Origin of the sequence: Exiguobacterium sp. SH1S21, assembly GCF_004337175.1 — a bacterium.
In the GTDB taxonomy this organism is placed as follows: Bacteria; Bacillota; Bacilli; order Exiguobacteriales; family Exiguobacteriaceae; genus Exiguobacterium; species Exiguobacterium aurantiacum_A.
The window spans coordinates 145,566-165,814 of record NZ_SJUY01000002.1; the positions used below are offsets into that span (position 1 = coordinate 145,566).

General features: G+C 52.2%; 24 protein-coding genes. 4 read left to right on the top strand and 20 right to left on the bottom strand.

Translation table 11 applies throughout. The features are described from left to right. Positions 1-190: 190 nt before the first annotated feature. The 10 genes from spo0A to nusB all read right to left on the bottom strand — a co-directional run bounded on the left by spo0A (position 191) and on the right by nusB (position 9,797). On the bottom strand, positions 191-922 hold the full coding sequence (gene spo0A / locus EVJ24_RS04205; RefSeq protein WP_131439845.1) for a sporulation transcription factor Spo0A: 732 nt from the start codon (positions 920-922) through the stop codon (positions 191-193). Then, positions 923-2,620 carry a DNA repair protein RecN gene (recN, locus tag EVJ24_RS04210; protein ID WP_131439847.1) on the bottom strand — a complete coding sequence of 566 codons (1,698 nt, stop codon included), beginning with the start codon at positions 2,618-2,620 and terminating at the stop codon, positions 923-925. It lies immediately after the preceding gene. 13 nt (positions 2,621-2,633) lie between these two features. After that, positions 2,634-3,083 carry a transcriptional regulator AhrC/ArgR gene (gene ahrC / locus EVJ24_RS04215; protein WP_016510386.1) on the bottom strand — a complete coding sequence of 150 codons (450 nt, stop codon included), beginning with the start codon at positions 3,081-3,083 and terminating at the stop codon, positions 2,634-2,636. 148 nt (positions 3,084-3,231) lie between these two features. Beyond that, positions 3,232-4,053, bottom strand: a complete 822-nt coding sequence (locus tag EVJ24_RS04220) for a TlyA family RNA methyltransferase (protein WP_131439849.1) — start codon at positions 4,051-4,053, stop codon at positions 3,232-3,234. Between the two features lie 6 nt (positions 4,054-4,059). Next, on the bottom strand, positions 4,060-5,952 hold the full coding sequence (gene dxs, locus EVJ24_RS04225; protein ID WP_071397720.1) for a 1-deoxy-D-xylulose-5-phosphate synthase: 1,893 nt from the start codon (positions 5,950-5,952) through the stop codon (positions 4,060-4,062). Between the two features lie 124 nt (positions 5,953-6,076). Further along, positions 6,077-6,952, bottom strand: coding sequence for a polyprenyl synthetase family protein (locus EVJ24_RS04230; RefSeq protein ID WP_070327060.1), 876 nt, complete (start codon positions 6,950-6,952; stop codon positions 6,077-6,079). Continuing rightward, positions 6,949-7,179 (bottom strand): exodeoxyribonuclease VII small subunit, encoded by a 231-nt coding sequence (gene xseB / locus EVJ24_RS04235; protein ID WP_016510387.1) that lies wholly within the window; start codon positions 7,177-7,179, stop codon positions 6,949-6,951. The genes EVJ24_RS04230 and xseB overlap by 4 nt, the downstream gene beginning before the upstream one ends. After that, the gene (gene xseA, locus EVJ24_RS04240) at positions 7,148-8,497 is read right to left on the bottom strand and encodes an exodeoxyribonuclease VII large subunit (protein ID WP_131439851.1); all 1,350 of its coding nucleotides are present in this window, start codon (positions 8,495-8,497) and stop codon (positions 7,148-7,150) included. Before xseA ends, xseB begins: the two co-directional genes overlap by 32 nt. Next, positions 8,490-9,326, bottom strand: coding sequence for a bifunctional methylenetetrahydrofolate dehydrogenase/methenyltetrahydrofolate cyclohydrolase (locus EVJ24_RS04245; RefSeq protein ID WP_131439853.1), 837 nt, complete (start codon positions 9,324-9,326; stop codon positions 8,490-8,492). Before EVJ24_RS04245 ends, xseA begins: the two co-directional genes overlap by 8 nt. An 87-nt stretch (positions 9,327-9,413) precedes the next feature. After that, positions 9,414-9,797 carry a transcription antitermination factor NusB gene (gene nusB / locus EVJ24_RS04250; RefSeq protein WP_131439855.1) on the bottom strand — a complete coding sequence of 128 codons (384 nt, stop codon included), beginning with the start codon at positions 9,795-9,797 and terminating at the stop codon, positions 9,414-9,416. A 252-nt stretch (positions 9,798-10,049) separates the two neighbouring features. Between nusB and EVJ24_RS04255 the strand changes: the two genes are divergently transcribed. Further along, positions 10,050-11,165: an RNA-guided endonuclease InsQ/TnpB family protein gene (locus tag EVJ24_RS04255; RefSeq protein ID WP_131439857.1), complete on the top strand. Its 1,116-nt coding sequence runs from the start codon at positions 10,050-10,052 to the stop codon at positions 11,163-11,165. Positions 11,166-11,446: 281 nt separating this feature from the next. On the opposite strand, the gene accC is transcribed toward EVJ24_RS04255, so the two are convergent. The 5 genes from accC to aroQ form a co-directional block, all read right to left on the bottom strand. Then, entirely contained in the window at positions 11,447-12,790 is a 1,344-nt protein-coding gene (gene accC, locus EVJ24_RS04260) for an acetyl-CoA carboxylase biotin carboxylase subunit (protein WP_131439860.1), read from the bottom strand. A 7-nt stretch (positions 12,791-12,797) separates the two neighbouring features. After that, positions 12,798-13,244: an acetyl-CoA carboxylase biotin carboxyl carrier protein gene (accB, locus tag EVJ24_RS04265; protein WP_131439862.1), complete on the bottom strand. Its 447-nt coding sequence runs from the start codon at positions 13,242-13,244 to the stop codon at positions 12,798-12,800. A gap of 114 nt (positions 13,245-13,358) precedes the next feature. Further along, on the bottom strand, positions 13,359-13,925 hold the full coding sequence (gene efp / locus EVJ24_RS04270; protein ID WP_070327053.1) for an elongation factor P: 567 nt from the start codon (positions 13,923-13,925) through the stop codon (positions 13,359-13,361). A gap of 30 nt (positions 13,926-13,955) precedes the next feature. Beyond that, on the bottom strand, positions 13,956-15,023 hold the full coding sequence (locus EVJ24_RS04275; RefSeq protein WP_070327905.1) for a M24 family metallopeptidase: 1,068 nt from the start codon (positions 15,021-15,023) through the stop codon (positions 13,956-13,958). Continuing rightward, complete coding sequence (aroQ, locus tag EVJ24_RS04280; protein ID WP_070327052.1) at positions 15,019-15,456, bottom strand: type II 3-dehydroquinate dehydratase; 438 nt, start codon at positions 15,454-15,456, stop codon at positions 15,019-15,021. Before aroQ ends, EVJ24_RS04275 begins: the two co-directional genes overlap by 5 nt. A 141-nt stretch (positions 15,457-15,597) precedes the next feature. Here aroQ and EVJ24_RS04285 point away from each other — a divergent pair, with 141 nt between their 5' ends. Together EVJ24_RS04285 and EVJ24_RS04290 are read left to right on the top strand one after the other, a co-directional pair. Then, the gene (locus EVJ24_RS04285; protein WP_071397716.1) at positions 15,598-16,539 is read left to right on the top strand and encodes a DUF1385 domain-containing protein; all 942 of its coding nucleotides are present in this window, start codon (positions 15,598-15,600) and stop codon (positions 16,537-16,539) included. A gap of 16 nt (positions 16,540-16,555) precedes the next feature. Next, the gene (locus tag EVJ24_RS04290) at positions 16,556-16,969 is read left to right on the top strand and encodes an SA1362 family protein (RefSeq protein WP_131439864.1); all 414 of its coding nucleotides are present in this window, start codon (positions 16,556-16,558) and stop codon (positions 16,967-16,969) included. Between the two features lie 26 nt (positions 16,970-16,995). On the opposite strand, the gene hpt is transcribed toward EVJ24_RS04290, so the two are convergent. Both hpt and mntR read right to left on the bottom strand, forming a co-directional pair. Next, positions 16,996-17,523: a hypoxanthine phosphoribosyltransferase gene (hpt, locus tag EVJ24_RS04295; RefSeq protein ID WP_070327050.1), complete on the bottom strand. Its 528-nt coding sequence runs from the start codon at positions 17,521-17,523 to the stop codon at positions 16,996-16,998. 174 nt (positions 17,524-17,697) lie between these two features. Next, positions 17,698-18,126 carry a transcriptional regulator MntR gene (gene mntR, locus EVJ24_RS04300; protein ID WP_070327049.1) on the bottom strand — a complete coding sequence of 143 codons (429 nt, stop codon included), beginning with the start codon at positions 18,124-18,126 and terminating at the stop codon, positions 17,698-17,700. A 164-nt stretch (positions 18,127-18,290) separates the two neighbouring features. Here mntR and EVJ24_RS04305 point away from each other — a divergent pair, with 164 nt between their 5' ends. Further along, positions 18,291-18,671 carry a rhodanese-like domain-containing protein gene (locus EVJ24_RS04305; RefSeq protein ID WP_016510373.1) on the top strand — a complete coding sequence of 127 codons (381 nt, stop codon included), beginning with the start codon at positions 18,291-18,293 and terminating at the stop codon, positions 18,669-18,671. 59 nt (positions 18,672-18,730) lie between these two features. Here EVJ24_RS04305 and EVJ24_RS04310 read toward each other — a convergent pair whose 3' ends face one another. The 3 genes from EVJ24_RS04310 to EVJ24_RS04320 are packed head-to-tail and all read right to left on the bottom strand — an operon-like array spanning position 18,731 to position 20,220. After that, positions 18,731-18,958, bottom strand: a complete 228-nt coding sequence (locus tag EVJ24_RS04310; RefSeq protein ID WP_035386597.1) for a thioredoxin family protein — start codon at positions 18,956-18,958, stop codon at positions 18,731-18,733. 13 nt (positions 18,959-18,971) lie between these two features. Further along, a complete protein-coding gene (locus tag EVJ24_RS04315) occupies positions 18,972-19,916 on the bottom strand; it encodes a permease (protein WP_131439866.1) in 945 nt (314 codons plus the stop codon). Then, complete coding sequence (locus EVJ24_RS04320; protein WP_236633684.1) at positions 19,909-20,220, bottom strand: ArsR/SmtB family transcription factor; 312 nt, start codon at positions 20,218-20,220, stop codon at positions 19,909-19,911. The genes EVJ24_RS04315 and EVJ24_RS04320 overlap by 8 nt, the downstream gene beginning before the upstream one ends. Positions 20,221-20,249: the final 29 nt, after the last annotated feature.

Here is a 20,249-nt window from a genome sequence, read left to right on the forward strand (position 1 = left end):
CTCTGAGCTATTAACGGATAGCGAGCCGAGATGATTTCTTGCTCTAACCTGTTCCGGAACATGTTAGAAAGCGTTCATCTGACGCTCGTCCAAGTAACTTGGTACACATTTATTATAACAAGGATCATCAAAAATGCAAGCGCTTTCTTTATAAATAAAGAAAAGAAATCAGGGGATTCCCCTGACTCCTTCACTGTTGTTTGAACGATTGGTACGTTACGAAATACGAAATAAATTCTGAGTTTTTCGGGCTGCGCTCTCGCTCTGGACGACCGTCAAACATCTCGTGATCCCGCATCCCGTTTTCCCAAGCCGTCTTAATCGCGTGACGCATCGCCCGCTCGACCCGAGACGACGTCGTCTCATGTTCTTTGGCGATCATCGGATACAATTCCTTTGTGATCAACCCTAAAAGTTCTTGCCGCTCCCTCACATAGACGACCGCTTGGCGGATATACTTAAATCCTTTGATCCGCGGCGAGATGCCGAGCTGTTGCAACAAGAGCGAGATGTCGAGTTCTTCTGGCGACATCGGTTCGAACTCGCGGCTTGAACCCGCAGCCAGCTCGCGGATTTTAGAAATCAGTTGTTGAATGTTGAACGGTTTGACCAAGAAATAAGAAGCACCCAGTTGAACGGCTTGTTTCGTGACTTCATCTTTCCCGAAAGCGCTGAGCATGATGACTTCCGGTTTCGTGTTTGGCAAGTCTACTTGAAGCCGTTCTAGAACACCGATCCCGTCAAGATGCGGCATGATGATATCTAGCAGTAGCACATCCGGCTGGTGTGTCTTGACGACGTCTAAGCATGCTTCGCCGTCGAAAGCGGTCCCTACGACTTTCAAGTCGGACTCGGACTCAAGTTGTCGAGTCAACAAGTCGACGATTTCACGATTGTCGTCCGCAATGCATAATGTAATCAATTAAGACACTCCTTCGATAAACTTCCGTTTTAATTGGAGGGACATATCAAGCAGCTCCTCCACATGCTGTTTCGTCAGATCGGTCATTTGCGCACCGGCAATCATTCTTCCGAGTTCATCGATGCGGTCCTCATGGCTAAGCGCGGCGACGTTTGTCTTCGTCCGTTCGTCCGTCTCGGTCTTTGTAATATACAAGTGATGATCCGCCATGGCGGCCACTTGGGCCAAATGCGTGATACAAAGCACTTGTGAACCGACCGACAAGCGGAAAATCTTCTCCCCCATCGCTTGGGCAACCCGTCCCGAGACACCCGTATCGACTTCGTCAAAAATAATTGACGCGACACCGACCGTCCTTGAGAAAATCGATTTTAACGCGAGCATGACCCGTGACAGCTCTCCGCCTGAGGCGACTTTCGCTAGCGGCTTGAACGGCTCTCCGACGTTCGTCATCATATAAAATTCGACTTGATCGAGCCCGTCCGCCTTGCACGACACTTCTTTGAATCGGACCTCAAACTTCGTCTTCTCCATATAGAGCTCTTTCAACTCACGCTGAATTGCCTTCTCAAGCTCGCCGGCTGCTCGTTTCCTTGCTGCCGACAACTCGAGGCCGGCCGAACGCATCAAACGTTCGAGCCTGTCGAGGCGATCTGTTATTTCTTGAAGGTGTTCTTCCCGATTTGTCATCGTTTTTAACTCTTCTGTGATTTTTTCTCCGTACGTGATGACATCGTCAATCGTCGCCCCGTATTTCCGTTTCAATTGTTGGAACAACGCGAGGCGCGTTTCAATCTCATCGAGCCGGATCGGATCAAATTCAAGCGAATCGAGTTGGTCGCGCAATTGGAACTTAGCGTCTTCAAGCAGGAAATATGCGTTCGAGATCATCTCGGCCATCGGCGCAAGTGATGCCGTGAGCGCCGAACCTTCTTCCATCTCCCGCATCGCGATGCCGATTTGATCAATCCCTTTCCCCTCGTCCGCAACGGCGTCGTAGGACAAGCGGACGTGCTGATGAATCCGTTCAAAGTTTGCAAGTTCGTTCCGTTCTTCAGTCAACGCCTGCTCTTCCCCGACTTTGAGCTCGGCCGCGTCGATTTCATTCGTTTGAAACGATAATAAGTCCATTCGTTGGGCCAATTCCTGCTCGCTCTGGCTAAGTCGTTTCAGTTCATCAGCGACACGTTTCCAATCGGTGTACGTCTCGTGATAACGCGCTAACAACGGGGCCAGATCCGTTTCAGCGAAACTGTCCAATATGCCGAGATGATGCTCGGCATCCATCAAATGTTGGTGCTCGTGTTGTCCATGAATATCGACCAAGAGACGTCCCAACTCACGCAACGTCGACAGCGGCATCATTTTGCCGTTGACACGACACACACTCTTTCCGCTACTATGTAAATCACGGCGCAAAATGACGGTCCCTTCCTCGATCTCGATTCCGTACTGCGTCGCCGCCTCGATGATCAAGTGATCGGGTTCGACGACGAACAGCCCTTCGATTTCCGCTTTATCTTGACCGTAACGAACGAATTCACTCGAACCACGTCCTCCGACGAGCAGTCCGATCGCATCCAGGAGAATTGATTTTCCCGCCCCGGTCTCTCCGGTCAATACGGTCATCCCGCGCTTGAACGTGACGTTCAATTCATCGATGATCGCAAATTGTTTGATCGATAGTTCTGCTAACATCTGATAATTCACCTCATAACATTCCGAGTAGTCGTTCGATGATCTGCTTCGCCTGGTCCTCATCCCGTGCAATCATCAAGATCGTATCATCCCCGCACACTGTCCCGATCAATTCATCCCATGACAGGTGATCAATCAAGACGCCGATCGCGTCCGCATTACCAGGCAACACCTTCATGACGACCAAATTTTGGGCCGAGTCGACTGAGACGAAGCTGTCGCCGAGTATCCGTTTCATCTTGCCATACGGGTTAAAGCGCTGGTCGGCCGGCAGACTATACTTATAGCGGCCGTCATTGAGCGGCACCTTGACGAGATGAAGTTCTTTAATGTCACGCGACACTGTCGCCTGCGTCACTGGGTAACCAGACCGATGGAGTTCGTCTACGAGTTCATCTTGGGTCTCAATTTCACGATTCGTAACGATTTCTCGAATTTTAATCAATCGTTGTCCTTTGTTCATACACCCTGACACCTCATTTTTCGTTTCACATATACAGTATCATTCTAAAGTATTGGTGAAAAAAGGTCTACCATTCCAAGGTTGAAAAGGAAAGATATGGTGAGCAACCACCTTCAAAAACAGCTGCAGACGATTTGTCTGCAGCTGTTCATACGGTTTTCTTCAGTTGGGTATGTGCCTCGTCGATGACCGCTGACACATCGAGAGCTGGTTCGACCCCACCGACGCCCGTGTAACGGGCGAACAGCAAGAACTCGATATTGCCGTCACCGCCAGTGATCGGCGAGAAGTCGAGCCCTTCGACCCAGAACCCTTCAGATGCGAAGTAGCGGACCATCTCATTGACGACGCGTTCATGAATTGACCGGTCCCGAACGATGCCTTTTTTTCCGACATCCGCTTTACCGGCCTCAAATTGAGGCTTAATGAGCGCCATGACGACACCGTCCGGTTTTAAAATTTGTTTTAACGGCGGAATCATCAGCCGAAGCGAGATGAACGAGACGTCAATCGTCGCAAAGTCGGGTTGAATCGGGAACTGTTCGTTCGTCGCGTGCCGAAAGTTCATCCGTTCCATGACGACAACACGTTCGTCGCTCCGAAGCTTCCAAGCCAACTGATTGTAACCGACGTCGACCGCATACATTTGCGTCGCCCCGTTTTGAAGGGCACAGTCAGTAAAACCACCCGTCGACGAGCCGATATCGATCCCGATACGCCCGGAGACGTCGAGCGGGAACACTTGGAGTGCTTTTTCAAGCTTTAACCCGCCACGGCCGACGTAAGGCATCGTCTGCCCTTTGACTTCGAGCGGGATGTCGTCAAACACTTTATCGCCGGCTTTATCGAGCCGCTCCGTCCCGCTGTATACGATTCCGGCCATGACGGCCCGTTTCGCTTTCTCTCTCGTCTCCGCTAATCCGCGATCGACGAGCAATACATCTAATCTTGTTTTATTTCGTTTTTCCATAATTCCTCACACATTCTGTCGATTTGTCATTTGAATGAACTGCTCTACCGATTCCGCGATTTGAGACGGTCTGAGCCCGATCTCTTCTAGCAGTTGATTGACCGCGCCATGTTCAATATAACGGTCCGGAATCCCTAGACGAAGGACGCGCGGGAACTGTCTCGCATCACTCGCATGCTCGAGCACGCTGCTTCCGAACCCTCCGGCAAGAACGGCCTCTTCGAGCGTGACGAGCGGGATGCCTTCCTCATAGAGCGCGGTAAGCATCGCATCGTCGAGCGGTTTAATCGTACGACAGTTGATGACCCGTACGCTCCGTTGTCCTTCGAGGAGCGTTCTCACTTCTAGCGCATCTTGTACTTGCGGCCCGAACGTCAAAATAGCCACGTCCGTCCCGTCAGCCACGACTTCCCACTCATCGAGCGGAAGTTCACGCAACGTCTCACTCATCGGGGTACCGATGCCTTCTCCGCGCGGGAACCGCACAGCGATCGGTCCATCATCATATTTTAACGCCGTGTAGACGAGATGTTGCAATTCTTCCTCATCTTTCGCCATCAAAATCCGAATGTTTGGCACATGGCGCATGAAGGCGATATCGAACACGCCTTGGTGCGTCTCCCCGTCGGCGCCGACAAGGCCCGACCGGTCAATCGTGAAGACGACGTTCAAGTTTTGGCGGCAAATATCGTGCACGAGCTGGTCATAGGCGCGCTGGAAGAACGTCGAATAGATCGAAACGACCGGTTTGAGACCTTGTGTCGCTTGACCTCCGGCGAGCGTGACCGCATGTTGCTCGGCGATGCCGACGTCAAACATGCGTTCCGGAAATTGCTTGTTGAAACAGTCCAGTTTCGAACCGACACTCATCGCTGGCGTGATCAACGTCACTCGCTCATCCGTCTCCGCGACTTTCGTGATCGTTTCGGCCACGACTTTTGAATAACTCGGTCCTTTGACTTTCCCTTTAATGACTTCACCAGATTCAATCTTGTACGGCCCGAGACCGTGCCACGTCCCGATGCCGTCTAGCTCGGCCGGACGATAGCCTTTGCCTTTTTTCGTGATGACATGGACGAGTACCGGTCCATCAATTTTTTTCGCATACTCAAGTGTCTCGAGCAAATCTTTCAAATCGTGACCGTCCGTCGGTCCAAAGTAAGTGAAGCCAAGTTCTTCGAAAAACGTACCCGGTATGAGTGCCGACTTCAACATGTCCTTGACTCGTTCGCCACTACGTTCGAGCGAACTTCCGACAATCGGGATGTGCTTGATGAGTGCTTCGACTTCCTCACGGGCATGCTTCAGTTTACGTGACGCCCGCATCCGGCCGAGCATATTATGCATCGCCCCGACGTTTGGCGCGATCGACATTTCATTGTCATTTAAAATGACGATGACGTTTTGTTTCTCGGCCCCGATGTGATTGAGTGCTTCGAGCGCCATTCCACCCGTGAGAGCACCGTCTCCGATGATGGCGATGGCGCGATCATCCGCTCGCCCTTTTAGCTCGTTGGCGATGGCAATCCCCATTGCCGCCGACAACGAGGTCGAACTGTGCCCCGTCTCCCATACATCGTGCTCGCTCTCACAGCGCTTCGGAAACCCACATAAGCCATTATACTGGCGAAGCGTGTCGAACTGGTTCGTCCGTCCCGTTAAAATTTTGTGGACATAGGCTTGATGCCCCACGTCCCATACGAGTTGATCTTTCGGACTGTCAAATACACGGTGCAAGGCAAGCGTCAACTCGACAACGCCGAGGTTCGGCCCGAGATGCCCTCCCGTTTCTGCCAATTTTTCAATCAAGAACCGTCTGATGTCTGCGCCAAGCGCTTCGATCTCGGTCACCGACATTTTCTTTAAAAATGACGGGTCTTGAATGGATGTCAGGTCCATGATGACCATCCTTTCTCCTATCGTATTACTGATTCGTACCTTACATTTTACAAGAATGTGTCCATATATGCTATACATACAGAAAAACAAAGGTGACACGATGTGCTCATCGTGTCACCTAAAGTCAATGATTGCGTTTGACGACAAAGTAAAGTAGCTCATGCAAACGAGGTGAAGCGACCGACAGTTCGGCGAGCGCAGCTTCAGCTTGTGCGACTTCTTGAGCGAGCGCTTGTTTCGCACCGTCAAGACCGAGCAGCTTCGGATACGTCGATTTATCGTTCCCTTCATCCGAACCGACACGCTTCCCAATCAACGCCTCGTCGCCTTCGACGTCTAAAATGTCATCTTGGATTTGGAACGCAACACCGAGATGCGCTCCGAAACGCTTCAATGCCGCTTGGTCGCTTGCGGACGCATCGGCCAAAATCGCTCCTGCTTCGAGCGCATAGACGAGCAGCGCCCCGGTCTTGCGGGCATGAATCGACTGAAGCGTCTCTAACGATACGTGTTGTCGTTTCTCGGCTAGCATATCGTCTAGCTGTCCACCTACCATCCCGGCACTACCGGCCGCCTCGCTGAACCGTGAAATCAAACTCACTAGTTTTTCAGGCGCGGCGTGCGTGCGGGTGATCACTTGAAATGCGTCCGTCAAGAGCGCATCGCCCGCAAGGATCGCGGTCGCTTCATCAAACTGACGATGGTTCGTCGGGCGGCCTCTGCGGACATCGTCGTCGTCCATCGCCGGCAAATCGTCATGAATGAGTGAATACGTATGTACCATCTCGAGTGCGACGGCGGCTTCGTGACCGAGTTCAATCGGTCGGCCGTATGTATCGAGGACGGCGTACAGGAGGGCCGGACGAATCCGTTTCCCACCTGCCTCTAATGAATAGGTCATCGCTTCGAACAGTCGCTTCGGCATGGCCGCGTCGTCAACGAGACGACTCATCGCCTGTTCGACCGCACGTTTCCACTCATCGAGCATCAACTGACTCATACGGCGCCTCCTTTGTCACGGAGCGTACCGTCCAGTTCTAAAATTTCGTCCATTTTCTTTTCGGCAGCCGTCAATTTTGACTGACAAAGCGCCGACAGACGAACACCTTCCTCATAGAGCGTCATCGCTTCTTCAAGCGCGACTTCTCCAGTCTCAAGTTTCGCCACGATGTCTTCGAGTCGGGCTAGCGCCGTCTCAAACGTCTGTTCTTCTTGTTTCTTCGCCATAATGTCTCTCCTTCACTTCCGCGACGGCATGACCGTCACGGAAACGGATCGTCACGACTCCGTCATGTAGTTGTTTGACATCTTTCACGTACGTCCCGTCTTGCTCGGTAAGCGTATAGCCTCGGGATAGGACCGCGAGCGGGCTGACCGCATGCAACCTGCCGACCTGCGCGGCAAAGCGTTCGGTCGGCCGTTCGAGCGGCCGAATCCGGTTCAGTCGTCCTTCAAATTGACGGTACCGTTCATCGTTCGTCCGCAGTGCCCGAGCCAAATTCCGGACATCGAGCCGCTGCTGCGATTGAGCGAGACGATGGCGGGCGAACGTCAGTTGTTTGGTGACACCTTGCTCGAGACGGATCTCAGCCTGAGCGAACCGGTCCCGCTTTTGTGAGAGCGTGAACCGCGGCGACTTCAACCCGTAGCTGTTCGCCGCCCGTTCGAGCCGGTCGCGCACAGCTGTCATTTGATTCGTGACGGAACGCTGCAACTGCATCGTCAAACGCTCGACGTCTTTTCGCTGCGCATCGATCGTCGCCGTCGCGAGTTCCGCCGCAGCCGTCGGTGTGGCCGCACGTAAGTCGGCGACGAAATCGGCAAGCGTGAAGTCGGTTTCGTGACCGACGGCCGAGATGACCGGAATCGTCGAGTTGTAAATCGCTTCAACGACGATATCTTCGTTGAACGCCCACAGTTCCTCGATCGAGCCGCCGCCCCGGCCGACGATCAAGACGTCACAGTCCGTCCGTTCGTTCATCCAGCGAATCGCACTCGCCACTTGCGGGGCCGCCAAGTCACCTTGGACGGCAACCGGGGCGAACGTGATGGCTACGTGTGGCGCCCTGCGCCGCAGTGTCGTCGCGATGTCGTGCAAGGCGGCACCTTTGGGGGACGTAATGATCCCGATTCGTTCAGGGAAGGCCGGGAGCGAACGCTTCCGTTCCGCGTCGAACCACCCCTTCGCTTCGAGTTCGCGTTTTCTCGCCTCGTAACGTTCAAACAATAGACCGACACCGTCTTGACGCATCAGTTCAACGTACAGCTGAACGTCACCCGTCGCCTCGTACATCGTCACGCGCGCGACGACGACGATGTTCATCCCGTCTGTCGGTTCGAACGTGAGCGTTCTGGCGTCACGTGAAAACATGACGGCTTTCATACGAGACGCCTCATCTTTCAACGTGAAATAGCAATGACCCGAAGCGTAACGTTTAAAGTTCGAGATCTCACCGACGACCGCGATTTGTTGTAAAATCGGATCGTCGTCAAGCTGTCGTTTGATGTAACGGACGACTTCGGACACTTGAATCGGATTAGCCACGCGAAGCGACCTCGACCGTGTTATGCATGAGCATCGTGATCGTCATCGGTCCGACGCCGCCAGGTACAGGCGTGATGGCGCTCGCCACATCTTTGACACCTTCATAGTCGACATCCCCAACGAGACGATTGTCGACACGGTTGACACCGACGTCGATGACGATCGCACCTGGTTTGACCATGTCGGCCGTGACGAGTCCGGCCCGCCCGACCGCGACGATCAAAATATCGGCCTGTCTCGTCATCGCTCCGAGGTCAGCCGTCTTCGAATGGCAATACGTGACAGTCGACGACTCGTTCAAAAACAGCATGCCGACCGGTTTGCCGACGATTTGGCTTCTCCCGACGACGACGACATGCTTCCCGACGAGGTCGGTCTGCGTTTTGACGAGGTGTAAAATCCCGTGCGGCGTGCACGGCAACAGTGTGTCAAGACCGAGCATCATTTTCCCGACGTTCTCCGGATGGAAGCCATCGACGTCTTTCTCCGGCGAAATCCGCATGATGACGCGAGATTCATCGATATGGTTCGGTAACGGGAGTTGGACGAGAATCCCATGTACCGCTTGATCTTCATTCAATAAATCAATCAGCTTCAGTAAATCCGCTTCGGTCATGTCATCATCAAATCGAAGTATTTGCGAGTCGATGCCAATCTCTTTGGCCGCTCGCTCTTTCCCGCGAACGTAACTGTGGCTCGCTGGGTCGTCCCCGATTAAAATGACTTTTAATTTCGGGGTGATGCCGCGCGCCCGAAGAGCTGTCACCTGATCTTTTAACGTTTCCCGATACGATGCTGCGATTTGTTTCCCGTCGATCACTACTGCCATCTCTCTCATCCCCCATTGTCTTAGGTTTCTCTGTAGTTGGTGTGGTGTCTTCTCTATTTGTTTAACAGACCGTGTGCTTGTCTTCGCTTACGCTTTAATGATGTTACCGAGCACGCCGTTGACGAGCTTGGCCGCTTCTTCATCGGCGAACGATTTGGCGAGTTCGACCGCCTCGTTGATCGTGACTTTGTCCGGAATCGTCTCGACGTAGAGCAACTCGTACGTCGCCATGCGGAGAATCGTCCGCTCGACATTTCCGAGACGATCGAGTCTCCAGTTTTTCAAGTTTTCGATGAGCAATTCGTCAATCTCATCTTTCTTCTCCAACGTTCCAACGACGAGTTGTTCGTAGAATGGATCAGAGTCCATGCCATCAAGGGCAAATTCGATGGCCTCGTCTACCTCAAGATTTGATACTTCGATTTGAAAAAGTGTTTGAATCGCTTTCTCACGTGCTTCATGACGTTTCATTCAGATACTCTCCTTTTGCTTGCTTTCATCTTTAATCGGCAAGGATACCCCTACTTCAATCGTGCGCCGGGCACAGCCCGACGATAAGTGGGGGAGAAATTGCCGCCGGGACTGAATCACGCATGTCCGTTTTGGCAGACAACGTCGCTATCGATACCGGCCTCATCTCTTGCCCATCCTCTCCGGTTGTTCGTTTGTAAACTGTTCTCTACGGGAAAAAAATATTATCTCTAGTGAAAGGCGGTGAACCCAATGTCCACCATCACTGCGAAGGTCCAACTCTTCGTCCCGCCCCCTCAAGCGGCTATCCTGAGGGCAACGATGGACGCATACCGGTCGGCTTGTGACTGGCTGTCGGGACACGTCTTCGAGACGAGGGACCTGAACCAGGCGAGCCTCAACGACTCGCACTATGCCGAGCTCCGGCAACGGTTCGGCCTGAAGAGCCAGATGGCCCAGTCGGTCATGAAGACGGTGATCGCTCGGTACAAGTCGGCGAAGTCGAACGGGCACGCGTGGTCCCGTGTGGAGTTCAAGCGTCCCGAATACGACCTCGTCTGGAACCGCGACTACTCGCTCACCCAGGACCGGTTCAGCGTGAACACGCTGGACGGACGGATCAAGCTGGACTATGCGCGTAAGGGCATGAGGCAGTACTTCAACGGGACGTGGCGGTTCGGCACAGCCAAACTGGTGCACAAACACGAGAAATGGTTCCTACACATCCCCGTGACGAAGGCGTTCCCCGAACCCGACGACGCTTGCGTCACAAACATTGTCGGTGTGGACCTCGGCATCAACTTCCTGGCGGTCACGTACGACAGCCAGGGCGAGACCACCTTCTACGACGGAAGAATGGTGAAGCACAAGCGAGGCACGTTTAAAGCGACCCGCGAACAGCTGCAACGACGGCAGACCCCATCGGCCCGCAAGCGGCTGAGACAGCTCGGCTCGAGAGAAAACCGTTATGTGACCGATGTGAACCATCAGGTCACGAAGGCACTCGTCGACCGATACCCGAGGGGCACGCTGTTCGTGTTGGAGGACCTGACCGGCATCCATGCCGCCACAGAGAAGGTGCGGGCGAGAAACCGCTACGTCTCCGTGTCGTGGGCGTTCTACCAGTTCCGTCGCATGCTCGAGTACAAGGCCGCACTGAACGGTCAGAAGATGATCGTCGTCGACCCGAGACACACCTCCCAGACCTGTCCGACATGCGGGCACACCGAGAAGGCGAACCGGGACAAGAAGCTGCACACGTTCCAATGCAAGAACTGCCGGTACCGATCGAATGATGATCGCGTCGGCGCGATGAACCTGCATCGGAAAGGCATCGAACACATCGGTACAGGTGCCACGGGAGCATGACCCCCATGGAAGGGGCGAGGTCAACCGTCCCGATGTTCCGCCACGCGAAGGTAGGAGGCGCATGAGCGCCGTCCGCACTACCGGGCAGGAACGAGCGTAACCGTACTCTACGAGGGTAGAGGCGCCGTCGAGTCCTCGACGGACGCAAGCCCCCACCTCAAACGGACCGTCAAGGCGTTAAGTGGCGGGTTGTTGACTGTGATAGTTTAGCATAAAGCACTCACAAATTCAGTACAAAAAACAAGGAAGCCCGAAATAATGTTCGGGCTTCCTTGTTCGACTCATTTCGTCAGTATCATTTCTTTTTCGACAAATTTCGTGTCGAACGCACCGTTACGGAAATGTTCGTGCACCATGACTTGTTGATGGAACGGAATCGTCGTATGAATGCCCGACACCGTGAACTCGTCAAGGGCACGGAGCATCTTCGCGATCGCCTCCTCGCGCGTCGGGGCGTGGACGATCAACTTCGCCACCATCGAGTCATAGAATGGCGGGATGACGGCACCTGCGAACAGTCCGCTGTCGACCCGTACCCCCATTCCTCCTGGAACGATATATTGATCGATCTTGCCGGCCATCGGACGGAAGTCCGCGAACGGGTCTTCGGCGTTAATGCGGCATTCGATCGAGTGGCCGCTAAAGACGATATCTTCCTGTGAGATGGCGAGCGGATGCCCGAGCGCGACTTCAAGTTGCGCTTGGACGAGATCAAAGCCGGTGATCATCTCTGTGACCGGATGCTCGACTTGGATTCGCGTGTTCATTTCCATAAAGTAAAACTCGTTCGATTCAGGGACATAAATAAACTCGATCGTCCCGGCGCCCGAATATTGGATCGCTTTCGCCGCTTTGACGGCCGCTTCTCCCATCGCTTGACGCGTCGCCTCGTCGATTGCAGGCGACGGGGCCTCCTCGATCAGTTTCTGCATCCGGCGTTGGATCGTGCAGTCCCGTTCTCCTAAATGAATGACGTTCCCATACTGGTCAGCAAGCACTTGTACCTCGACGTGACGGAACGATTCGATATATTTCTCTAAATAGACGTCACCGTTCCCAAAAGCTTGTTTCGCTTCTTTACGGGTCGCGACGAGTCCTTTGATGAGCTCTTCTTCATCGAAAGCGACACGAATCCCGCGTCCGCCGCCTCCGGCCGTCGCCTTGATGATGACCGGATAACCGATTTCTCGAGCGAGTTCAATTGCCTCATCATCCGTCACGACACCGCTCGATCCCGGGACGACAGGCACACCTGACTCGATCATCGTTCGTTTCGCTTCATCTTTAATGCCCATCTTCCGAATCGCATAGCTGCTTGGACCGACGAACTGGATCCCGCACGCTTCGCTCATCTCGGCGAATTCGGCATTTTCTGCCAAAAATCCATAACCAGGATGGATCATCGTCGCATCGACCGCACAAGCGACCGACAAAATGTTCGGGATATTCAAATAAGAGTCTTTCGACGGGTTCGGTCCGATACAATACGCCTCGTCCGCGAGACGAACGTGCAACGCCTCACGATCTGCCTCCGAAAAGACGGCGACTGTCGGGATATTCATTTCTTTGGCTGCCCGAATGATTCGTACCGCGATCTCGCCGCGGTTTGCAATGAGTAATTTCATAGCACCCTCACTTCACGCTAAAGAGCGCTTGGCCATATTCGACTAGATCGCCGTCGGCGACGAGGATTTCAACGACTTCCCCGCTGATTTCGGCCTCGACGTCGTTGAACAGTTTCATCGCTTCTAATATACAGACGACCTGACCCGTCTCGACACGATCGCCTACTTTGACGTACGTGTCTTTATCCGGGGCCGGGCGTGAATAAAACGTTCCGACCATCGGAGATGTGATGGTACGTAAGTTGCTCACTTCCGCTTGAGGCGCTTCGCTCTCTTCTACGACTGGTGCAGATAACGGAGCAGTAATCGGTTGAGCAAGCGGTGTGCTCGCGACGATTTGCTGCGCCGTTTCTTTTTTTAATGACAGTTTGAACTCGGACGTCTCGAGCTCCATCTCATGGATAGACGTCTGGTCGAGCAGTTCAATCAGCTCTTTAATATGATCGATTTGCATGAAATAAACCCCCTATTTATACCTGGTACTAATCTCTACTCTACTATAACTGGTCAGACCAGTGAATGCAACGACAAAAAAAGTGCCCATTCGTTTGAATGGACACTGCTCGTATTACCCGTTATAACGTCCCATGAAGTCGCCGGTACGTGTGTCGACCGTCACTTTTTCACCTGGCTCGATGAAGAGCGGGACTTGAATGATATGGCCAGTTTCGACCGTAGCGTTCTTTTTGACGTTTGACGCCGTATCCCCTTTAACACCTGGGTCAGCTTCTGTGATCGTCAAGACGACCGTCGTCGGAAGTTCGATCCCGAGGATCTCACCGTTATAATCAGCGATGCTCACTTCCATGTTCTCGAGCATGAACGGAAGCGCCGCTTTCACTTGCTCGCCCGTCAATTCGAGCTGCTCATACGACTCCGTATCCATGAAGACGTACGTGTCGCCCATCGGATACAAATACTGCATTTTTTTACGTTCGATGTGAGCGCGTTCGACCCGCTCGCCGCCCCGGAACGTCGTCTCTTGAATCGCGCCAGAACGCAAGTTGCGCATTTTCGTACGAACGAACGCTGCGCCTTTACCTGGTTTGACGTGTTGGAACTCGATGACTTGCCAAATCGAACCATCTGATGTTTTGACTGTTAACCCTGTCTTTAAATCGTTTACTGATACCATATTAATTTCCTCCTAAAAATGAGCTGAGACTCAAGCCTCGATCGTGATTAACTCTTTTGGCGACTGCGTGAGACGGACATTTCCATCCTTCGTGATGACGACATCATCTTCGATACGGCAGCCACCGATGCCGGCGATGTAGATCCCAGGCTCGATTGTGACGACCATCCCAGGTTCGAGCACCGTGTCAGACCGGAATGACAACCCTGGTGCCTCATGTACTTCCATTCCGAGTCCGTGACCGGTTGAGTGGCCGAAGTACTCGCCGTACCCGGCTTCTTTGATGACGTCACGCGTCAACGCGTCAGCCTCGATGCCAGTGATGCCGGCCCGAGTCCCTTCCACGCCTGCCAGTTGGGCACGTAACACCGTGTCATAAATCTCGCGCAATTTGTCTGAGATCTCACCGACTGCGAGCGTACGCGTAATATCCGAACAGTAGCCTTTGTAGTACGCTCCGAAGTCGAGCGTCACGAGTTCACCGGCTTCGATGACTTTGTCACTGGCCACACCGTGCGGCAATGCCGAACGGTGACCAGAGGCGACGATCATATCGAATGAAGACGAATCCGCACCTTGGCCGCGCATGAACATCTCCAACTCATTGGCGACTTCTTTCTCAGTGCGTCCCGGGCGAATGAACGTCTGGATGTGGGCAAACGCCGCATCCGCAATCGCCGCAGCTTCCTTCATTATCTTAATCTCTGCCTCGTCCTTAATCAAGCGCAGCTTTTCCACGATCCCTGACGTCTCGACCAGTTCAGCCGCTACCTCTTTTTCATACGTCCGATACGTCCCGACCGTCATGTCATCTTGCTCGATACCGAGACGCTTCACCCCTTCTCGGCTCGCGATGTCAGACACCGACTTGATGAGCGATGTTTCGAGCTCGATGATGTCATAACCGGTTACTTGGCTAGCTGCCTGCTCGGTATAGCGGAAGTCCGTGATGAAACTCGCCGCCTTCGCTGTGATCAAAATGACCCCACTCGACCCGGTAAACCCAGACAAGTAACGAATGTTCTCTCGTTTCGTCACGAGCAATCCATCGATCCCGTTCATTTCTAACTGAGCTTGTAGCTTGTTGACGCGTTCAATCATGTCGATTCCTCCAATGTTCGATGAGTGCATGCAACGCGAGCGTATAGCTCGTCAATCCGAAGCCGCTGATGACGCCGAGGCAGACACCGGCAAGTTTCGATTCGTGACGAAACGACTCACGGGCATGCACGTTCGAGATATGTACTTCGACGACCGGGGCTGAAATAGCGGCAATCGCGTCCCGCAATGCAATCGACGTATGCGTATACGCCCCGGCGTTCAAGATGACGCCCGCGTAATCATACGCCTCATGCAGCGCATCGATCAGCTCACCTTCATGATTGGACTGGATGAACGTGAGACGAACATCTCCCGGTGCTTCGAGCAACAGTTCTGCCGTCAAGCCTTTCAGCGAGACATCCCCGTACACATCCGGTTCCCGTCTACCTAGCAAGTTCAAATTCGGTCCATTCAAGACAAGTATATGCACAAGCCTTCCCCCTCATTCGTCAAGTCTTTCTTATTGTAACAAATTTATGCGAAGAGCGATAATTGCGTCACCTGAGGTTTCGTTTTTCGATCGAATCACGTTATAATTCAACTATATACTTGTCAGAATCGAGGAGAACCTATGAAAAATAAAAAGTTGATCCCCGTCGGCGGTCAAGCACTCGTCGAAGGCGTCATGTTCCAAGGACGCACCGAGAGCGCCTCGGCCATCCGGCGTAAAGACGGATCGATCGAGACGTTCAAACAGCCTCGCCTCCTCGTCCCGTGGGTCCAATCGTTGAAAAAAGTCCCGTTCCTTCGTGGCATCGTCGCTTTATACGAGTCGTTAAAGAACGGCTCGGCCCACATGAACTTCGCGAGCGATCGCTATGACGTCGACCCGAGCGAAGACGTCACGGAGAAGCCAGAGCAGAAGCAAAACATCCTCATGGTCATCATGATCGCCATCGTCGGTGTCATTTCTTACATCTTCGGAAAATTGATCTTCAACGTCACCCCGGCGCTCCTTGCCGCTATGTTCCAAAACGTGCCCGCACTGTCCGGTCACGTGATTCAAAACCTGCTCGAAGGGGGAATTAAACTAGTATTACTGCTCAGCTACCTATACTTGATTTCATTGACCCCGCTCATCAGACGCGTCTTCCAATATCATGGCGCCGAGCATAAAGTTATCAACTGCTACGAATCCGGACGACCGATCACCGTTGATAACGTCCGTTCAAGCTCACGCCTCCACTATCGGTGTGGTTCAAGCTTCATCCTGTTCACCGTTTTTGTCGGCATCGGCGTCTATATGGTCGTCCCGATCGACCCACTTTGGGTCCGGCTCGTCAGCCGGATCGCGCTGTTGCCGGTCGTCATCGGCATCTCGTTCGAGGTGCTTCAATTCACCAATCGATTCCGAGAGCATCGGTTTTTATCCGTACTCGGTAAACCAGGACTTTCATTGCAACTATTAACGACGCGAGAACCGAACGACGAACAGATTCGCGTCGCCATCGAAGCGTTCGAGACGTGGGAACGTTCCGAACTCGGTCAACCGGACGTCCAAAGAGAGGGATAAAGAGGAGGAAAACACCATGATCAGACAAAGAATCGGCTCGACCGCGGCGACCATCGTGTTCATCTTAGGCTTCATCGGAGTCGGACATATGTTAGCGACCGATCCTGGTCGATTGTTCAGACAGCTACTCTTCATCGGTATTTTCGGGTTAATCTTTTACGTGATTTACCGGGTCTTCATGGCTCCTAAAATTTCGGCCGAGGACGTACGTTACCGGAAGACCGCGCAAGCATCGAAAAAACGGATGGCGCGACCGGGCAATAGCCAAAAAGTCAAACCTTCCGCAGCGGCCGCTAAGAAAAAGAACACCAAATCAGGTTCGAACGTCACCAAACTGTCGAAGCGCACGAGCGTCCATCGCAGCGACGCCCCTCACCTGACCGTCATCGAAGGGAAAAAGGGCAAGAAGAAAAAGAAAGCGAACATGTAAAAGGAGCGCCTCTCGAGGCGCTCCTTTTAGTCTGTCTCGACAAATCCGATATACGGTAAGTTGCGGTATTGTTCCGCGTAGTCGATGCCGTACCCGATGACGAACTCATCTGGAATCTCGAATCCGACATAATCCGCGTCAAGTTGGACGAGGCGACGAGCCGGTTTATCGAGCAACGTGCAAATTTTCAATTCTCCCGGTTGATGCAGCTTCATATGCTGACACAAAAACTTGAGCGTCTGGCCGGTATCGATGATGTCCTCGATAATGACGACATATTTCCCTTCGACGTCGAGGTCAAGGTCTTTCCGGAGTTGGACGTTACCGCTCGAGACCGACTTTTTCCCGTAAGACGAAGTCGCGACCGTGTCCAGTTGGACGCTCCCTTTCATCTGTCGCATCAAATCAGCGGCGAACACGAGTGAACCTTTTAACACAGGGACAAGGACGATCGGCGTCCCGGCCGCATCACGTTCGATCTGTTCCGCGAGTTCAGCGACGCGCTGTTTAATCTGTGCTTCATCAAATAACTTCCCTTTGATTTGAATATTCATTTGCCGGCGATTGTTCGCCGTCACCCCCTTGTTTATCTATCCAGCAACCATTCTATCATACAATCAGTCTAAAAATAGACTTTAATTCAATAAAACGATGTTAATGTTCGGTTTTTGGTTAAGGTGTATAAAAAAAGACCACCACCCGCTTCAACAGTCGGCTAGTGGTCGATTTCACTCATCGCGTGTCATATTCAGTTCTTGAAACTGTCGAAACTGCTCCATCAACTCGGGTTTGTCTTCAAAGAATTCGACGAATTGGGTCATGCAGTCGAGCGTGTTCGAACTCAAATGATGTTCGATGCCCTCAACATCCTCATAGACGTGCGCTTCATCGACTCCGATCAGCCGTAGGAACGACTCGAGCATCGTATGACGCTCAACGAGCCGCTTGCCGATCTTCTGCCCTTTATTCGTCAACATCAGGCCTCTGTATTTTTCATACACCAAATAACCTTCCCGGTCTAACTTTTGCACCATTTTCGTGACTGAGGAGGGATGCACCCCTAAATGTTCGGCGATATCAGATACACGGGCGTATCCTTTCTCGACCATCAGTAAGTAGATTCGTTCTAAGTAGTCTTCCATACTCGGTGTCGGCATGGGCGTAGCCTCCCCTTATGTTCCATTCTCCAATCTCCATTTTAGCGTAACCCGTGTAAAACCGAAAGCAGAACGGGCAAATCGTCTAGTCAATCATTGTCTCATGACCTTAAATTCTTTATAATGAATGTTGGTGAAACTTAATAGAGAAAGGGAGAACATCAATGGGAATCGAAACAATCCTCGTCATCATCCTCTGGGCTGCGCTCATCGCATACATCGTCTGGCGCTTCATGCCGGCTCGTGGTTTGAAAAAAATGAAACAAGAAGAATTTCGCGCTTCGCTCCGCAAAGGACAATTGATCGACGTCCGTGAACCGAACGAGTACAAGGGAGGCCACATCATCGGGGCCCGTAATATCCCGGTCGGCCAGATGAAACTTCGGATGAAAGAGCTACGGAAAGATCAACCGATCCTCATGTACTGCCAAGGCAAGTCACGTACGAACCAAGCGGCCAAACTGCTCATGAAAAATGGTTACACCGACATCTATATGCTTGAAGGTGGATTTAAAAACTGGAAAGGGAAAGTCAAAAAAGACTGACCCTCACAAATAAGCGTTGCTCCAACATTCGTTGGGGCAACGCTTATTTGATTGAACGTTCAAAAGAATTTAGCGATCGATTTCGGTGTTAAAACTTTCCCTACCGATTTGATTTCCTCATTGACGACGAGGCCAGGCGTGCTCATAATTCCATATGACATAATTTGCTCGATGTCCGTCACTTTTTCAACCGTCGCCGTCTTCCCAGTTAATCGTAACGCTTCTACGACATTTTGCTCCAGCGTTTTGCAATTGCGACACCCGGTCCCTAAAATTTTTATGTTCATGTTCGACTCCTCCTCATAGTATAAAGTTGAATAAGTAACCAATTACCGTGATCCCTAACGTCACAATGACGAAGAAAATGATGACGAGCTCTTTCTTCAACACTCGGCTCAACAATAGACCTTCAGGTACAGACAAAGCGACGGTCGACATCATGAACGCAAGAGCCGTTCCGATCGCCATTCCTTTCCCTACGAGCACCTCGATGACTGGCAACGTCCCGATCGCATTGGAATAGAGCGGAACCCCGATCAACGTTCCAACGATTGGGCCATACCAGTTATCTCCCCCTGCGACACGCATAATGAACTCGGCCGGGATGAACCCGTGAAACCCTGCCGCGATCGCAATCCCAATCAGTAAATAAGGTCCCACTTTTTTCACGGTCTCATAAACGCTATTGAGCGCTGTCACTAAACGATCTGCTTGTGATAATTCAATCGTGACCGCGACTTGTTGACTTTTGATTTGATATACGTAGTCTTGCACATACTTTTCAAGATGTAACTTTTCAATTAGCAGGCCAGCGAACAACGCGACCATCACTCCTGCAAATACATATAAGAACGCGACCTTCCAACCGAACATTGAGATGAGAAGGACGATAGAAATTTCATTCACAATCGGTGACGTGATGAGAAACGTGAACGTCATCCCGAGCGGAATACCCGCTTCCACGAACCCGATGAAAAAGGGGATCGTCGAGCAGGAACAGTATGGTGACAAGACGCCTAGACCAGCGGCACCAATATATCCGCCAATTTTCCGCTTGCCACTCAAATAGTCGCGAACTTTTTCTACAGGGAAATAACTGCGAATATATCCGATCACAAAAATCATAATGCTCATCAGCACGGTTATCTTCACAACGTCCATCACGAAAAATTGTACAGCTTCACCGAAACGACCACTTAGATCAAGGACGTCGTATGCGACAAAGTCTCCAATCCGATCAAACATGTTCACCCACTTCTTTCTCTGTCAATTGGAAAACGGTGTTCCGTCCCAAACGTGTCGAGCGAATGACTTCACCACGCTCTAGCAAACGGAGATGATGTGTCAACGTAGAGTTCGGCACCTCGAGCGCGCTCGACAGTTCACATAAGCACATCGGGGCTATGCCTAACAGGCGGACGATCTTTAACCGAGTTGGATCTGCCAGTCCTTTATGGAAGGCGGCTTGTCGCTCGAGCTCTCCCTCATCAAATTGACAGATACGTAAGGATTCGCGAAGTTCTTCGTCTGTTTTCAAAGTCCATTCCATCTTCATCACCTCCTCTTATATAACTAGTT

What these genes read in the sequence shown, in the direction of transcription:
- recN (WP_131439847.1), bottom strand. Translation starts at nt 2,620, where the DNA reads ATGTTAGCAGAACTATCGATCAAACAATTTGCGATCATCGATGAATTG.
- ahrC (WP_016510386.1), bottom strand. Translation starts at nt 3,083, where the DNA reads ATGAACAAAGGACAACGATTGATTAAAATTCGAGAAATCGTTACGAAT.
- EVJ24_RS04220 (WP_131439849.1), bottom strand. Translation starts at nt 4,053, where the DNA reads ATGGAAAAACGAAATAAAACAAGATTAGATGTATTGCTCGTCGATCGC.
- dxs (WP_071397720.1), bottom strand. Translation starts at nt 5,952, where the DNA reads ATGGACCTGACATCCATTCAAGACCCGTCATTTTTAAAGAAAATGTCG.
- EVJ24_RS04230 (WP_070327060.1), bottom strand. Translation starts at nt 6,952, where the DNA reads ATGAGTCAGTTGATGCTCGATGAGTGGAAACGTGCGGTCGAACAGGCG.
- xseB (WP_016510387.1), bottom strand. Translation starts at nt 7,179, where the DNA reads ATGGCGAAGAAACAAGAAGAACAGACGTTTGAGACGGCGCTAGCCCGA.
- EVJ24_RS04245 (WP_131439853.1), bottom strand. Translation starts at nt 9,326, where the DNA reads ATGGCAGTAGTGATCGACGGGAAACAAATCGCAGCATCGTATCGGGAA.
- nusB (WP_131439855.1), bottom strand. Translation starts at nt 9,797, where the DNA reads ATGAAACGTCATGAAGCACGTGAGAAAGCGATTCAAACACTTTTTCAA.
- EVJ24_RS04255 (WP_131439857.1), top strand. Translation starts at nt 10,050, where the DNA reads ATGTCCACCATCACTGCGAAGGTCCAACTCTTCGTCCCGCCCCCTCAA.
- accC (WP_131439860.1), bottom strand. Translation starts at nt 12,790, where the DNA reads ATGAAATTACTCATTGCAAACCGCGGCGAGATCGCGGTACGAATCATT.
- accB (WP_131439862.1), bottom strand. Translation starts at nt 13,244, where the DNA reads ATGCAAATCGATCATATTAAAGAGCTGATTGAACTGCTCGACCAGACG.
- efp (WP_070327053.1), bottom strand. Translation starts at nt 13,925, where the DNA reads ATGGTATCAGTAAACGATTTAAAGACAGGGTTAACAGTCAAAACATCA.
- EVJ24_RS04285 (WP_071397716.1), top strand. Translation starts at nt 15,598, where the DNA reads ATGAAAAATAAAAAGTTGATCCCCGTCGGCGGTCAAGCACTCGTCGAA.
- EVJ24_RS04290 (WP_131439864.1), top strand. Translation starts at nt 16,556, where the DNA reads ATGATCAGACAAAGAATCGGCTCGACCGCGGCGACCATCGTGTTCATC.
- hpt (WP_070327050.1), bottom strand. Translation starts at nt 17,523, where the DNA reads ATGAATATTCAAATCAAAGGGAAGTTATTTGATGAAGCACAGATTAAA.
- mntR (WP_070327049.1), bottom strand. Translation starts at nt 18,126, where the DNA reads ATGCCGACACCGAGTATGGAAGACTACTTAGAACGAATCTACTTACTG.
- EVJ24_RS04305 (WP_016510373.1), top strand. Translation starts at nt 18,291, where the DNA reads ATGGGAATCGAAACAATCCTCGTCATCATCCTCTGGGCTGCGCTCATC.
- EVJ24_RS04310 (WP_035386597.1), bottom strand. Translation starts at nt 18,958, where the DNA reads ATGAACATAAAAATTTTAGGGACCGGGTGTCGCAATTGCAAAACGCTG.
- EVJ24_RS04315 (WP_131439866.1), bottom strand. Translation starts at nt 19,916, where the DNA reads ATGTTTGATCGGATTGGAGACTTTGTCGCATACGACGTCCTTGATCTA.
- EVJ24_RS04320 (WP_236633684.1), bottom strand. Translation starts at nt 20,220, where the DNA reads ATGGAATGGACTTTGAAAACAGACGAAGAACTTCGCGAATCCTTACGT.